The following is a 15238-nucleotide window of genomic DNA, read 5'->3' on the forward strand; positions in this document are numbered from 1 at the left end:
AACACCTCAGACAATGATCAAGGGGCTATCCTGCAGCGGGTGCTTCTCCACCCGCACGGCAACCCCGAACACCTCGGCGACACGCTCGGTGCTGAGCACCTGCCAGGGTGTACCGAGGGCGCTGACCCGCCCCTGGTGCAGCAAAAGCAAGCGATCTGCATAGCGCGCAGCCAGATTCAGATCGTGCAGCACGACGACCACCGCCAGACCGCGCTCGGCCATGTCACGGGCCTGCTGCAGAATCAGTTGCTGATGCGCCAGATCCAGCGACGCTGTGGGCTCATCCAGCAACAGACAACCCTGCTCGCCTGCGTCCCAGATCTGCGTCAACACTCGAGCCAGATGAACCCGCTGCCGCTCACCACCTGACAGCGTCAGGTAGCTGCGCTCACGCAACTGCGTGACATCGGTAGCGGCCATAGCCTGCTCGACGATAAGCTCATCCTGCTGTCGCCCAGTGGCATGTGGCAGGCGGCCCAGTGCAACCACCTCAGCCACACTAAAGGCAAAAGCCAGCGTTGAGCTCTGTGGCAACACCGCCATTCTCCGCGCCCGCTCCTGGGCCGACCAACCGGCAAGCGGCCTACCCGACAGCATGATGCTGCCACCGAGCGGCGTCAGCTCACCGCTCAGGCTCGCCAGCAAGGTACTTTTACCCGCGCCGTTGGTGCCCAGCACGGCCAATACCTCACCGGCTGCCAACTGAAACGAGATACCCTGCAGTATGGTTCTGGCGCCGCGTGCGCAATCCAGTGCATCGACCTGCAACATCAGACACCTCCACGGCGCTGTGCACGCAGCAATAACGCCAGAAAGAAGGGCGCGCCCAGCACTGCAGTGATAATCCCGATGGGCAGTTCTGCCGGTGAAACAATCAACCGCGCACCAACGTCAGCCAATACCAACAAACCAGCGCCCAGCAGCATCGACGCCGGCAGCACGCGCCGGTGGTCTGCTCCCAACAGTAGCCGTACCAAATGCGGTATCACCAACCCGACAAAACCGATCAAACCGGCCATCGCCACGCAGGCGCCAACGCCCAGCGCGGTGACCAGCACCAGCTCGCGCTTGACCCGCTCGACATCCACGCCCAGATGACGCGCCTCCGACTCGCCAAGCAATAACGCATTCAGTGCTTTGGCCTGGCGTGGCAAGCGCCACCAGACCAAGGCGCAACAGACCGCCAGAACAGCAACGCGCTGGTAGCTCGCACCGCCCAGGGAGCCCATATTCCAGAACGTGAGCGTGCGCAGCATAACGTCGTCCGCCAAGTAGCTGAGCAGGCCGATAACCGCGCCGCTGATAGCGGCTATCGCGATGCCGGCCAGCAGCATGCTGGCCACCGAGGTGCCCTGCACCGACTGCCCCAGGCGATAGACCAGCCAGGTAGTCGCCACACCACCGAGAAATGCGCCCAGTACCGTGGCATAGGGCAGCAAGGCAGCCGGCAGCCGGGCCAGTACCGTTGCACCGAGCACAATCACCAGCGCCGCCCCCAAGGCGGCGCCGCTGGAAACACCTATCAGCCCAGGGTCAGCCAACGGATTACGGAACAGGCCCTGCATGGCCGCGCCGGTCAGCGCCAGAGTGGCCCCCACCAACAGCCCCATCAGGGTGCGCGGCATACGGATCTGCTCGATAATCAACACCTGATCCGCCGGCAAATCCGCCGCCGTAACCCGCTGCAGCAGCACCCGCAGGGTGTCGTCGAGCGGAATGGCGACCGGCCCGAGCGCGAGCGACAGCAAGACCGCCAGCAGCAACAGCGCCAGCAGCAACACAACAACAATGGGTTTGAAGCGGTAGGCCGCTATCATCCTTTTTCCTTATCCTCAGCAGGTACTCGCAATACAGGTAAGCACTACCTGCCTCGCCGCAGCCCGCGTTAACACGCTGGCCAAGTACCCAGCGGCCGGTAATAATCAGCCCATGACCGACAACCAGCTCGCACCCCGCCCACTGTGTCGCCTTGGCGATCTCCCGCTACGCGGCAGCAAGGGCATTATGCATCAAGGCCAGGCACTGTTCGCTGTGCGTCAGGGCGTTCAGGTTTTTGTCTACGAAAATCGTTGCCCGCACCGGGGCGTGCCACTGGAGTGGGTACCGGATCAGTTTCTGGACAGCTCCCGACGGCTGATCCAGTGCGCGACCCACGGCGCACTATTTTTGCCAGAGTCCGGTGAATGCGTCGCTGGCCCCTGCGTCGGCCAGTCACTGCGCCAACTGCCTTGCCATATTCATGACGATCAGCTTTGGCTCGATTGACAGCCCCTAAAGCACTACCGGTAGTTGACCGCGTACCTGCAATCCCTCTGGCGTAGGCCAGACCGACCAAGCCAGCACTTCAACGCCGGCCGCCACTGCGGCGCGCAATAACCGCCCGTATTCTGGATCGACTTCATCGGCCGGCCGTACCCGATCTATTCCCGAGTGCATGACGCAAAACAGTAGGCAGGCACGCCGGCCGCTGGCGGCGACCTCGCTGAGTTCAAGTAGATGCTTTTGCCCGCGCACGCTGACCGCATCCGGAAAGGCGCCTTCGCCGCCGCCCAAGGCCAGGGTTACGCATTTGACCTCCACCACACATTCACCGGGGTCAGACAGCAGGAAGTCGAAGCGACTGCCCCCGGTGCGCAGGCTGACCTCCGCACGCTGCTGCGCGTAACCACCCAGCGGCGGTATCAAGCCAGCCTGCAGTGCGGCAGCCACCACCTTGTTGGCGCGCGCACTGTGCACACAAGCCAACTCACCCGGCGCGACCTCAACCAGCTCCCAGCTACCGGGCAGTTTGCGGCCAGGCTTTTGTTCCAGGCGCAGCCAGACCCTGTCACCGGGCTGACCGCAATTGCGCATGGACCCGGTGTTCGGACAGTGCACCGCGAGCTCGCGTCCGTCCTCCAGCACTACATCAGCGAGAAACCGCTTGTAGCGCCTGACCAGCCGCGCCGGCGTCAACGGCACTTCGAAAGGAATCAGCATGCCGGCCAGCTTTGCAGTGCACGGGCTACGCGCTCGACCCCCTGCTCCAGCCGTTCCAGCGAGGTGGTATAGGCAAAACGTATGTGCTGATCGGCACGGTGCTGGCCAAAGTCCAGTCCCGGGGTCAGCGCGACAAACTCGGTATCAATGATGTGCTGACACAGCTGCTGACTGTCACCACCGAGCCCCTGCATATCGGCATAGAGATAAAATGCACCCTGCGGGGTCAGGGGAATATGAAAGCCCAACTCGCGCAGTGCCGGCAATAAAAAGTCGCGGCGCACCTGGAACGCATGACGGCGCAACTCGCAAATCTCGCGAGCCGCTTCACCAAAGGCCGCCAACGCCGCCTGCTGCGCCATGTGCGGCGCGCATATATAAAGATTCTGCGCCAGTTTCTCCAGTGCCGGCACCGCTTCGGCTGGCGCCACCAACCAGCCGAGTCGCCAGCCGGTCATGCCGAAGTACTTGGAGAAGCTGTTGAGCACAAAGGCATCATCGGCGACATTCAGCGCCGAACAGGCATCCACGCCATACGTCAGGCCGTGATAGATCTCATCGACGATCAGCTCCGCCCGCAAGCGCCGACAGCAGGCTGACAGTGCGGCCAGCTCAGGCTGACTCAACAGCGTGCCCGTCGGGTTCGCTGGTGAAGCCGCGAGCACGGCCACGCAATCATTGTCCCAGTATTGTTCGACCAGCTCCGGCGTCAGTTGATAGCCGGTTTCCGGGCCGGTCGGCACCAGCACCGCACGCCCTTCGACCAGCCGGAGAAAGTGGCGGTTGCACGGGTACGCCGGGTCGGCCATCAGCACTTTCTTGCCCGGCTCCACCAGCAGCGCACTGATTAACAACAGTGCCGCAGAGCCGCCGGGCGTTACCACCACCCGCGACGGGTCCAGGTTGATGCCATAGCGCCGGGCGTACAGACCGGCAATGGCCTCACGCAGTGCCGGCAACCCCAGCGCCGGCGTGTACCCGGTACGCCCGTCGGCCAGTGCCTGCTGCCCCGCGCGAACAATCGGCTCTGGCGTCGAGAAATCCGGCTCACCGATTTCCATATGAATAATGTCGCGGCCAGCCGCTTCCAGCTCGCGCGCTCGAGCAAGCACCGCCATGACATGAAAGGGCTGGATATCCTGAACCCGACGGGTCCAGCGTTGCTGAGGCATAAAAAGTCCTGAACTAAAGCACGTGAACGGCGATCATACCGTGCCAGGCGCAGGCCTGCAGTGCTGGCAATATCAGCTGCAACACCTTCTGGCGCTAAACAGTAGCGCAGGTGATCAGGTTCTGGTAGCTTTGCCCGCTTGCAGGCCAATGGCCGAGTCATTCAGGTTGTGTATGTGGGACCTGGAACAGGAAGATCGAGCAAAAAGTGAGGCGGTTCTCATGCCCAGCAATGCCAAGCAAAAAACATCAATGTTGATCCGCGGCTTCGTCCCCTATGTCGAAAAGAAGGGCGAAGAGTATATGAATGAGCAGCAGCTCAAGCATTTCGCCGACATCCTCAATACCTGGAAAAAGGAATTGATGGAAGAAGTCGACCGCACCGTACACCACATGCAGGACGAAGCAGCCAACTTCCCTGACCCAGCCGACCGTGCCAGCCAGGAAGAAGAGTTCAGCCTCGAGCTGCGCGCCCGTGATCGCGAGCGCAAGCTGATCAAGAAGATCGACCAGACTCTGCAGCGTATTGAAGAAGATGACTACGGCTTCTGCGACTCCTGCGGCGTTGAAATCGGCATTCGCCGTCTCGAAGCCCGCCCTACTGCCACCCTCTGTATCGATTGCAAGACGCTGGCAGAGATCAAGGAAAAGCAGGTCGGCAGCTAAGCCTCCGCCTGTTGTCCGCAGGCTGCACCCTCGCAGCCTGCCCGCCTGACCGACCACCATGCCTCCAGCAGCTCCCTACGTCGGACGTTTTGCCCCCACCCCCAGCGGTCAACTGCACTTTGGCTCCCTGGTTGCAGCGCTTGCCAGCTACCTGGACGCACGTCAGCACCATGGCCACTGGCTGATTCGGGTGGAAAACCTCGACCAGCCGCGCAGCATCCCCGGCGCCAGCCAACAGATCATCGATACCCTGGCCTGTTACGGCATGCACAGTGACGGTGCCATCCTCTATCAGCAGGACCGCTTGGCGCGCTATCAAGCGCAGCTTGAGCTATGGCTCGATGAGGGCAAGGCCTATTACTGCGACTGTTCACGCCGCGACCTGGCGGAGTTCGACGGTGTTTACCCCGGCACCTGCCGCAAGCGCCAGTTGCCGCCTGCGCCCGATCACGCGGTACGTCTGCTGGTTCCGGATCGACAGATCACCACCCTCGACCGTCTGCAACCACCGTTCAGTCAGAACCTGGCGAGCAGCCTCGGCGACTTCATCATCCGCCGTCGCGACGGGATCTACGCCTACCAGCTGGCCGTGGTGCTCGACGACATCGCCCAAGGCATCACCGATGTAGTGCGTGGTGCCGACCTGCTCGACTCGACCCCGCGCCAGCAGTGGATTTATCAGCTGCTCGACCAGCCACCGCCCCGCTACCTGCACATACCCCTGCTGCTAAGAGCAGATGGCGAGAAGTTGAGCAAGCGTCTGGGCTCCACGCCACTCGACCCGGGTCAGGCACCGGCGCAACTGTTCCGCGCACTGCAGGCACTGGCACAGAACCCACCGGCCAAGCTGCGCAGCGCCAGTGTCGAAGAGCTGCTCAATTGGGCCGTTGCAAACTGGCAACCACAGCGCCTCAGCGCCACGCAAAGCCTGCCCTACGACGCCCGCTTTGATTGATGCCCTTGGCAAGGCGCAGCCGCCTGATTACCATCAGGACCTGACCAAAGCGGCAATGCGCTCTGCGGCCGCCCGCAAATCAACGGATACCCATGTATATCTACCGCCTGGTGCTGCTGCTGGTAATCGGCATCTATCTGTTCTCACCCGCTATCATGGATTGGTGGATAGAGCCCCAGGGTGCCTGGTACCGTCCCTATGTGCTGTGGCTGATCCTGATCATCGCCGGCATGCTGCTACAGAGCCCAAAAGATGCCGATGAGCTTTGACCTGAGTCAGCTGCTGCTGATCAGCATTATTTACCTTATCCTGCTGTTTGGCGTGGCCTGGATGACCGAGCACGGCCTGGTACCGCGTGCCGTACTCCGCCACCCAGCCACCTACACACTTTCACTGGGTGTCTACGCCAGCGCCTGGGCGTTTTACGGCACCGTCGGCCTTGCCTATCAGTATGGCTACGGTTTTCTGACCTACTATCTGGGCGTCTGCGGGGCCTTTCTGCTTGCGCCCGTCTTGCTCAGCCCGATCCTGCGCATTACCCGCACCTACCAGCTGTCGTCGCTCGCCGACCTTTTTTCCTTCCGTTTTCGCAGCACCTGGGCCGGCACCCTGACCACGCTATTCATGCTAGTCGGCGTATTACCGCTGCTGGCATTGCAGATTCAGGCGGTCGCCGATTCGGTACAGATACTGACGCAGGAATCCGGCCACGGTACCGTGGCGCTGGGGTTCTGCGTACTGATTACCCTGTTCGCGATCCTGTTTGGCGCGCGGCACATTTCAGCCCGCGAAAAACATGAAGGCCTGGTCATCGCGATTGCCTTCGAGTCCCTGGTCAAGCTGATCTCGATTGCCGCCATCGGCCTGTATGCGCTTTATGTGGTGTTTGACGGCCCCGCGGGCCTGCAGCTCTGGCTCGACAGCAATCAGGAAGCCCTCAAGACCCTGCACACGCCCTTGCAGGAAGGTCCCTGGCGCACCCTGCTGCTGGTGTTTTTCTCCGCAGCCTTCGTCATGCCGCACATGTACCACATGGCCTTTACCGAGAATCTGAATCCACGGGCAATGGGTACGGCCAGTTGGGGCCTGCCGCTATTTCTGTTGCTGATGAGTCTGGCGGTACCGCCGATTCTCTGGGCCGGCCTGCATCTGGGCGTACCAACCAACCCCGAGTACTTTTCACTGGGCCTGGGCGTGGCAGCCGGCTCGGAATGGCTCTCGCTGCTCGCCTTTGTCGGCGGCCTGTCTGCTGCCAGCGGCTTGATTATCGTGGTCACCCTGGCGCTGTCCGGCATGGTGCTCAACCACATGGTACTGCCGTTGTATCAGCCCAGCGCCGACAACAACATCTATCGCTGGCTGCTCTGGACTCGCCGTACCCTGATCGCTGCCATCATCATGGCCAGCTACGGCTTTTATCGCCTACTCGGAGCCGAGCAGGACCTGGCCAACCTGGGTATCGCCTCCTTCGTCGCCACGGTCCAGTTTCTGCCTGGCACACTCTCGGTCCTGTACTGGCCACAGGCCAACCGCCGAGGCTTCATCGGCGGCCTGATTGCCGGCATGCTGGTGTGGTCTATCACTCTGCTGCTGCCTCTGGTCACCAGCCTGCCGGGGCTGCAGCTATTTGGCCTGACGCTGAGCTTCAATGCCGATACCTGGCACCTGGCGGCCATCAGCTCGCTGGCGGTCAACGTCGTGGTGCTCACACTGATTTCGCTGTTCACCCAGCGCAGCAATGAAGAGCAGAGCGCCGCCGAAGCCTGCTCGGTTGACAACGTCAGTCGCCCCCAGCGCATGGAGCTAATGGCTGCATCACCCCAGGAATTTGCCCAACAATTGGCGAAGCCTCTGGGCAACAAGACCGCGCAATACGAAGTGGAACAGGCACTGCGTGACCTCAAGCTACCCTTCGACGAGCACCGGCCCTATGCTTTACGCCGCCTGCGTGACCGCCTGGAGGCCAACCTGTCGGGCCTGATGGGCCCCTCCGTTGCCCAGGACATCATCGAAACCTTTCTGCCCTTCAAGATGGGCCGGGACGGCTATGTCACTGAAGACATTCACTTCATCGAAAACCGTCTGGAGGACTACCACTCGCGCCTCACGGGCCTGGCCGCTGAACTGGACGCGCTGCGCCGCTATCACCGACAAACCCTGCAGGACCTGCCCATGGGCGTCTGCTCGCTGGCACAGGACAATGAAGTACTGATGTGGAACCGTGCCATGCAGGCGCTCACCGGCATCGAGGCCGACAGCGTCATCGGCTCACGCTTGACCAGCCTGCCAGGGCCTTGGGGCGATCTGCTGGAGCGTTTTGTGGAGGACCAGTCCTCGCACCTGCACAAACAGAAACTGGTGATCGACGGCCAGACCCAATGGCTGAGCCTGCACAAGGCCGCCATCGACGAGCCCGGTTACGTGGGCGGCAGTGGCCTGGTGCTGCTGATCGAGGATCAGACCGAAAACCAGATGCTGGAAGAGGAGTTGATGCACTCCGAGCGCCTGGCCTCGATTGGCCGTCTGGCAGCGGGTGTCGCGCACGAAATCGGCAACCCGATCACCGGCATCGCCTGTCTGGCGCAGAACCTGCGCGACGAATCCGAGCAACTGGAGGCACGCGAGGCGTCCGAGCAGATCATCGAGCAGACCCGCCGCGTCTCGCGTATCGTGCAGTCGCTGGTCAACTTTGCCCACGTCGGCAGCCGCCACCAGAATCCCAACGAAGCAGTGGATTTGGCCGCCTGCACCAACGAGGCCGTGCACCTGCTGTCGCTCAACCGCAAGGGCCCCGAGGTCAAGTATGTTAACCTCTGTGATCCAAAGCACCTGGCGTCCGGTGACTCCCAGCGCCTGGTGCAGGTACTGATAAACCTGCTGGGCAACGCCAGGGACGCCAGCCGCGACGGCGACAGCATCACCGTCAGCACCCAGGAAAACGAGCATCAGGTACTGCTGCAGATCGAGGATCAGGGCAGCGGCATCGACAAAGCCATCATGGATCGTCTGTTCGAGCCCTTCTTCACCACCAAGGAACCGGGGACAGGAACCGGGCTCGGATTGGCACTGGTCTACTCCATCATCGAAGAGCATTATGGGCAGATAACCATCGACAGCCCGGTCGAGCATACATCCCAGCGCGGCACGCGGTTCACCATTACCCTGCCGCGTTACAGCAACATCAGTAACGGCGTCCACGCCTGAGTCTGTCGGGCGCCGTCACGCATGAGGTTTACATGTCACACATACTGGTAGTTGAAGACGAAGCCATCATCCGCACCGCACTCAAGCGGCTGCTGGAGCGGCACCAATACCAGGTCAAGGAAGCCGGCTCCGTCAGTGAAACCGAGCAATACGATCTCAGCACGTTCGATCTGATCATCAGCGACCTGCGCCTGCCGGGCGAGCCCGGCACCGAGATGATCAAACGCGCGCCTGACACCCCGGTCCTGATCATGACCAGTTACGCCAGTCTGCGCTCGGCGGTGGACTCGATGAAGCTCGGCGCGGTCGACTACATCGCCAAGCCCTTTGATCACGACGAAATGGTTGAAACCGTGCAGCGCATCATCGCGGCCCGTAGCGAGCGCCAGGCGGCGCAAGCCAGCGCGCCGGCCAGCCCCGTTGCCACCAGCAAGCCCGCGGCCAAAGCGGCAGCACCAGCACAGCCGCAGGGCGACGGCCACGACATGGGCATCATCGGCTCCTGTGAATCCATGCAGACGCTGTTCAAGCGCATCGGCAAAGTCGCCCCGACGGACTCCACGGTACTCATTCAAGGTGAGTCCGGCACCGGCAAGGAGCTGGTCGCCCGCGCCATGCACGAGCGCTCACAGCGCGCCAAGGCGCCGCTGATTTCGGTCAACTGCGCCGCCATCCCGGAAACCCTGATCGAATCCGAGCTGTTCGGCCATGAAAAAGGCTCCTTCACCGGCGCCACCGCCGGGCGTACCGGCCTGGTTGAAGCCGCCGATGGCGGCACCCTGTTTCTTGACGAGATTGGCGAGCTGCCGCTGGAAGCCCAAGCACGCTTGCTGCGCGTGCTGCAGGAGGGGGAAATTCGTCGCGTGGGCTCGGTGCAGTCGCACAAGGTGGATGTGCGCCTGGTAGCGGCCACCCACCGCGACCTGAAGACCATGGCGCGCCAGGGTCTGTTTCGCGAAGATTTGTATTACCGCCTGAACGTCATCGAACTGCGCCTGCCGCCGCTCCGAGATCGCGGCAAGGATGTTCTGCTGATTGCCGAAGCGCTGTTGCAGCGTGCCGCCAGCAACATGAAGCAGGAAGGCTTGCACTTCAGTGACGATGCGCGCCACGCCATTCTCAATTACACCTGGCCTGGCAACGTGCGGGAGCTGGAGAACGCCATCGAGCGCTCTGCCATTCTCTGTGACCACGACGAAATCACCGCAGACCTGCTGGGCATCGAACTCGACGCCGAGTACGAACGCGCCTCCGAGGCCGCCAACGCCCTGCAAACCATGCAGCACAGCGACAGTAGTGGCCAGGAGCCGGCAGAAGATCTTTCCCTGGAAGACTACTTCCAGCACTTTGTGCTTGAGCATCAGGAACACATGACCGAAACCCAGCTAGCGCACAAGCTGGGCATCAGCCGCAAATGCCTGTGGGAACGTCGCCAACGGCTCGGCATTCCACGCAAAAAAACCGCCAACAGCTGAGCCGAAAAACCAGCCTCCAGCACCCCAAAGGCGGTCATCATGGCCGCCCCACCCGCCGCAACGAGCCCATAAGCCAGAGCGGTTTTCTGCCCAGGTAACAGCAAAGTGCCAGCAAGTGTTACCTGTTACCCACCCCACAGCCGCCAAACTGTTACCCCCACCCCACCAAGCGGTAACACTTTTACGAGGTTTACGGTAACAACTGGGCGGGTAACAACGGGGGCGATTTTAAAGAAAAACAGCAAGCCATTGTTTTTAAAGGGCTTTAAAAAACTGGCACGGCAAATGCTTTATATCTCGTACAACAACAATAAAAACCAAAACACATAACAAAAATAATATTCGACTCCACACACAACAAAAACAAAACGTGCGAGACGTAGCAAACTGATTTTTTTGGAGAATAGCAGTCAGGTCGCGAGCAGGATGCTCTACTGGACAAGAGAAAAATAAAAGTTGCCCAAGCAACCTACCGTCCATAGCCACATGAAGGCCGGCACTGAACCTAAGCTTCCAAAGCAATCCGTTTGTTTTAGACAACCCGAGATGGGTTCATCGAATAGCGGCATTTGCCGCTGATGTCTAAAAAAAATATAGCTCTGATAATAACAACAATAAAAAATACCATTAGGGGGAGTGAATGCTCCCCTTGAGCTTTATCTCCGGCAACAAGCCTCCCCTGCAGCACCCGCTTTCTCCATATCCTATTGTTCCTTACCTTTCAAGCCATTTCAGGCTAGAATGCTCGCCAATTGAGACACTCCAGCACTCACAGAGTCGCCGCCGGCACTTCCGCTGAGCCACGCTGAGCCTCATACATTCATTCTACTGCCCACCGCCGATAGCATTGCGGTAAGCGGGCAATGACGGGCTGTTGGAAAACCAACCTTTATGATTCGGAAGCTGTTGCAGAAAATCCCCTCTCCGTTCGGCTTGCCCCAGCGCAAGCGAACCACGCCGACGGTCATTCCCGCCAGCCAGCACAGCCTGCGCCGAGAGCGCCTAAGCCGGCACGCAGTTACCGTGGTGGAGCGTCTGCAACAGGCAGGCTATCAGGCATTCGCTGTCGGTGGGTGCGTGCGCGACCTGCTGCTGAACATCGAGCCCAAAGACTTCGACATCGCCACCAGCGCCACCCCAGAGCAGGTACGCGCTACCTTTCGCAACTCGCGCCTGATTGGCCGCCGCTTCAAGTTGGCCCACGTGCACTTTGGCCGCGAGATCATCGAGGTGGCCACCTTCCGCGCCAATCACGAAGAGGAAGCCAGTGCCGAGCAGTCGCGCCAGAGCGAGTCCGGCAGACTGCTGCGCGACAATGTCTATGGCACCTTCGAGCAGGATGCGCAGCGCCGTGACTTCACCATCAACGCCCTCTACTACGACGTCAGCACTGGCCAGATTCACGACTTTGCCAACGGCGTGCACGATATCCGCAACCGCCAGGTTCGCCTCATCGGCCAGCCCGAGCAGCGTTATCAGGAAGATCCGGTGCGCATGCTGAGGGCCGTCCGCTTTGCCGGCAAACTAGGCTTCGAGATCGAGCAACACACTGCCGCGCCGATCGAAAAGCTGGCGCCCTTGCTACACGATATTCCGGCGGCACGTTTGTTTGACGAGGTACTCAAGCTGTTGATGAGTGGCCAGGGGCAGAGCACCTTCGACCTACTTTATGAGTATGACCTGTTTGCACCGCTGTTCCCGGATACCGACGAAGCCATTCTCGACCGTCCCGACTACACCCTGCAGCTGGTGCGCCAAGCGTTGACCAACACCGATGAGCGTATCGCACAGGGTAAACCGGTCACCCCGGCCTTCCTGTTTGCCGCGCTGCTCTGGCCTGCATTGCCGCAACGTGTGCGTGATCTTGAAGCACAGGGTATTCCGAGCATCCCCGCGCATCAGCAAGCGGCCCATGAACTGCTGGCAGAACAGTGCCGGCATACCGCCATTCCCAAGCGTTTCAGCATCCCCATGCGGGAAATCTGGGACATGCAGCCGCGTCTTGCCCGTCGCAGCGGCCGTCGAGCCGACCAGATGCTGGAGCATCCGCGCTTTCGCGCCGCCTACGACTTCCTGCTGTTGCGCGAGAGCGCCGGCGAGCAAACTGACGGGCTGGGTCACTGGTGGACGCTGTATCAGGATGCCAACCCGGATGAGCGTCGGCGTATGATCCGCGAGCTCGGCAGCGACAAGGGCAGTAGCCCCAAGCGTTCGCGTTCGCGTTCACGCTCACGGCGCAAACCACGCAATCACACACCGGACGCCTGATGACACGCTGTTACATCGGGCTGGGCAGCAACCAGGCCGACCCACAGGCCCAGGTCGAGGCCGCCTGCCGCGCACTTGGTCGCATTCCTGACACCCGTGTTGCTGCCTGCTCATCCCTGTACCTTAGCGCCCCCATGGGGCCGCAGGACCAGCCGAGCTATGTCAACGCGGTAGTCGCGCTCGATACCGCGCTGCAGGCCGAGCAACTACTCGACGCCCTGCAGCAGATCGAGCAACAGCAAGGGCGCGTGCGCAAGGCCGAACGCTGGGGACCGCGCACTCTGGACCTCGACATCCTGCTGTTTGGCAACCAGCGGATCGACAGCCCACGTCTGCGGGTACCGCACTACCACATGCACGCCCGCGCCTTCGTGCTTTACCCGCTAGCCGAACTGCAACCCGAGCTGCAGATGCCAGATGGCACGCCGCTGCAGCAGATGCTGGATGCCTGCCCGCGTGGTGATCTGCAAACATTGGCGGTTTTTATACAACAGCCTGATGCGCAAACAGGCTTGACACCCAGCGGCTGAGACGTAGGATGCCGTTCTCTGTCGGGTCGCTTGCGCCTAGATCTTGCGCACCCACCGGCCGGACGTTGCAGCAGCAAGACTATACTTAACCGGGTCCTATAATCCTGAGTACCCAGCGCGTCGCGCCCCTGTTTGGCCGGCGCGACGGACACTGAACTGGTGCCTCTGTGAGGCCGAACCACTGGAATCTGCCATGCCTGACGTAACCCTGACGACGTTGAACAAGCTAAAGCAGAGCGGCGAGAAGATCGTGTGTCTGACCGCCTACGACGCGACTTTTGCCCACCTTGAGAGTGTCGCCGGCGTTGAAGTGATGCTGGTCGGTGACTCCCTGGGCATGGTCCTGCAGGGCCACGACAGCACTCTGCCGGTCAGCGTTGACGACATGGCTTACCACACCCGTGCGGTCAAGCGCGGCAACCGGGGCGCGCTGATCATGGCCGACCTGCCGTTCATGGCGTACGCCACCCTTGAAGACGCACTGCGCAACAGCGCCCAGCTGATGCAGGCCGGCGCTCATGTGGTGAAACTGGAGGGCGGCGGCTGGCTGGCCGAGAGCATCAGCGTGCTCAGCCGCAACGGCATTCCGGTATGCGCGCATATGGGGCTGACCCCACAGACCGTGAACATTCTCGGCGGCTACAAGGTTCAGGGCCGCGAAGACGCTCAGGCTCAGGCCCTGCTCGACGACGCCAAGGCCCTGGAAGCCGCTGGCGCCAGCATGCTGTTGCTGGAGTGCGTGCCGCCAGCGCTGGCCAACAAGATCACCGCCGCGGTGGCCATTCCGGTCATTGGCATTGGCGCCGGCAGCGGCACCGATGGTCAGGTACTGGTGGTACACGACATGCTCGGGCTATCCATCAGCGGACGCTTGCCACGTTTCGTGAAAAACTTCATGATCGGCCAGGCAGACATCGCCAGCGCCGTGCGCGCCTATGTCGACGCCGTCAAACAGGTTGACTTCCCAGCAGCTGAACACGAGTTCTGAATCCATGAACACCCTGCACACCATTGCGCAGCTGCGTGCTGCGGTTAGCCGTGCCCGCCAGGAAGGTAAGCGCATCGGACTGGTCCCCACCATGGGCAACCTGCACGCCGGCCACATTGCTCTGGTGGAGAAGGCTCTGCAGCGTACCGATTACGTAGTGGTCAGCATCTTTGTCAACCCGATGCAGTTCGGTGCCGGCGAAGACCTCGACAGCTATCCGCGCACCCTGCCGGAAGACCAGGCCAAGTTGCACGAGATAGGCACCCACATGATTTTCGCGCCTAATGTCAGCGAAATGTACCCCGAGGGCATGCAGGGCCACACCCGCGTGGCGGTCCCGGTGGTCTCCGAAGGCCTTTGCGGCTCCAGCCGTCCCGGCCACTTCGAAGGCGTGGCTACTGTGGTCAGCAAGCTGCTGAACATAGTGCAGCCGGACCTTGCGATCTTCGGTCAGAAGGATTTTCAGCAACTGGCGGTGATTCGCAAGATGGCGCATGACCTGTGCATGCCGGTGCAGATCATGGGCGAGCCCACCGTACGCGCCGCCGATGGCCTGGCCCTGTCGTCACGCAATGGCTATCTGAGTGCCGAGCAACGCGCCACCGCGCCGCTGCTGTATCAGAACCTGCAGCAGATTGCAGCCAAACTGCAGGCTGGCCGCCGCGACTTTGCCGCTGTGATTGAGGAAGCCCGCGTGCAGCTAGTGGCCGCCGGACTGCAACCCGATTACCTTGATCTGCGCGATGCCAACAGCCTGCAACCGGCTGACGAGCAAACGACTGAACTGGTAGCCCTGGCCGCCGCCTACCTCGGCACCACCCGATTGATCGACAACCTGCAGTTCAGCCTGAACTAGGCAGCCCAACCCGGCAGCGCCCTCGCGCCGCCGGGTATTCAGCGCGCACCACCCTTCTCTGCTTTACGCTCTTCTCCCTGCTCTGCGCAGCCCGCCACATTCCCGCGCGTCTCATACCAAAGAAGGGTTGAAACCAGCCCGGTGATA

The 15238-nt window shown here is 61.4% G+C and carries 14 protein-coding genes; 10 read left to right on the forward strand and 4 right to left on the reverse strand.

Annotated elements, in window-relative coordinates:
- Nucleotides 1-6: 6 nt before the first annotated feature.
- The gene (locus tag V7747_RS14555; RefSeq protein WP_335616745.1) at nt 7-771 is read right to left on the reverse strand and encodes a heme ABC transporter ATP-binding protein; all 765 of its coding nucleotides are present in this window, start codon (nt 769-771) and stop codon (nt 7-9) included.
- Nucleotides 771-1817 carry a FecCD family ABC transporter permease gene (locus tag V7747_RS14560; protein ID WP_335616746.1) on the reverse strand — a complete coding sequence of 349 codons (1047 nt, stop codon included), beginning with the start codon at nt 1815-1817 and terminating at the stop codon, nt 771-773. Before V7747_RS14560 ends, V7747_RS14555 begins: the two co-directional genes overlap by 1 nt.
- 112 nt (nt 1818-1929) lie before the next feature.
- Here V7747_RS14560 and V7747_RS14565 point away from each other — a divergent pair, with 112 nt between their 5' ends.
- Nucleotides 1930-2265, forward strand: coding sequence for a Rieske (2Fe-2S) protein (locus V7747_RS14565; protein ID WP_335616747.1), 336 nt, complete (start codon nt 1930-1932; stop codon nt 2263-2265).
- Between the two features lie 6 nt (nt 2266-2271).
- Here the strand turns inward: V7747_RS14565 and sfsA are convergent, their stop codons facing one another.
- Nucleotides 2272-2979, reverse strand: coding sequence for a DNA/RNA nuclease SfsA (gene sfsA / locus V7747_RS14570; RefSeq protein ID WP_442909274.1), 708 nt, complete (start codon nt 2977-2979; stop codon nt 2272-2274).
- Entirely contained in the window at nt 2973-4151 is a 1179-nt protein-coding gene (locus V7747_RS14575) for a pyridoxal phosphate-dependent aminotransferase (protein WP_335616748.1), read from the reverse strand. Before V7747_RS14575 ends, sfsA begins: the two co-directional genes overlap by 7 nt.
- 220 nt (nt 4152-4371) lie before the next feature.
- On the opposite strand from V7747_RS14575, the gene dksA reads away from it, so the two are divergent.
- The 9 genes from dksA (at nt 4372) to panC (ending at nt 15091) form a co-directional block, all read left to right on the forward strand.
- The gene (dksA, locus tag V7747_RS14580) at nt 4372-4815 is read left to right on the forward strand and encodes an RNA polymerase-binding protein DksA (RefSeq protein ID WP_092287745.1); all 444 of its coding nucleotides are present in this window, start codon (nt 4372-4374) and stop codon (nt 4813-4815) included.
- Between the two features lie 58 nt (nt 4816-4873).
- Nucleotides 4874-5770, forward strand: coding sequence for a tRNA glutamyl-Q(34) synthetase GluQRS (gene gluQRS, locus V7747_RS14585; RefSeq protein ID WP_335616749.1), 897 nt, complete (start codon nt 4874-4876; stop codon nt 5768-5770).
- Nucleotides 5771-5862: 92 nt separating this feature from the next.
- Nucleotides 5863-6039, forward strand: a complete 177-nt coding sequence (locus V7747_RS14590; protein ID WP_090475058.1) for a hypothetical protein — start codon at nt 5863-5865, stop codon at nt 6037-6039.
- Nucleotides 6023-8974 (forward strand): sensor histidine kinase, encoded by a 2952-nt coding sequence (locus V7747_RS14595; protein WP_335616750.1) that lies wholly within the window; start codon nt 6023-6025, stop codon nt 8972-8974. The genes V7747_RS14590 and V7747_RS14595 overlap by 17 nt, the downstream gene beginning before the upstream one ends.
- A gap of 32 nt (nt 8975-9006) precedes the next feature.
- Nucleotides 9007-10449 (forward strand): sigma-54-dependent transcriptional regulator, encoded by a 1443-nt coding sequence (locus V7747_RS14600; protein ID WP_335616751.1) that lies wholly within the window; start codon nt 9007-9009, stop codon nt 10447-10449.
- An 891-nt stretch (nt 10450-11340) separates the two neighbouring features.
- Nucleotides 11341-12717 (forward strand): polynucleotide adenylyltransferase PcnB, encoded by a 1377-nt coding sequence (locus tag V7747_RS14605; RefSeq protein ID WP_335616752.1) that lies wholly within the window; start codon nt 11341-11343, stop codon nt 12715-12717.
- Nucleotides 12717-13247, forward strand: coding sequence for a 2-amino-4-hydroxy-6-hydroxymethyldihydropteridine diphosphokinase (gene folK, locus V7747_RS14610; RefSeq protein WP_335616753.1), 531 nt, complete (start codon nt 12717-12719; stop codon nt 13245-13247). The genes V7747_RS14605 and folK overlap by 1 nt, the downstream gene beginning before the upstream one ends.
- 193 nt (nt 13248-13440) lie before the next feature.
- Nucleotides 13441-14235 carry a 3-methyl-2-oxobutanoate hydroxymethyltransferase gene (gene panB / locus V7747_RS14615; protein WP_335616754.1) on the forward strand — a complete coding sequence of 265 codons (795 nt, stop codon included), beginning with the start codon at nt 13441-13443 and terminating at the stop codon, nt 14233-14235.
- Nucleotides 14236-14239: 4 nt separating this feature from the next.
- Nucleotides 14240-15091, forward strand: a complete 852-nt coding sequence (panC, locus tag V7747_RS14620) for a pantoate--beta-alanine ligase (protein ID WP_335616755.1) — start codon at nt 14240-14242, stop codon at nt 15089-15091.
- The last annotated feature ends 147 nt before the right edge of the window (nt 15092-15238 follow it).

Origin of the sequence: Halopseudomonas sp. (assembly GCF_036960865.1) — a bacterium.
Taxonomy (GTDB): domain Bacteria; phylum Pseudomonadota; class Gammaproteobacteria; order Pseudomonadales; family Pseudomonadaceae; genus Halopseudomonas.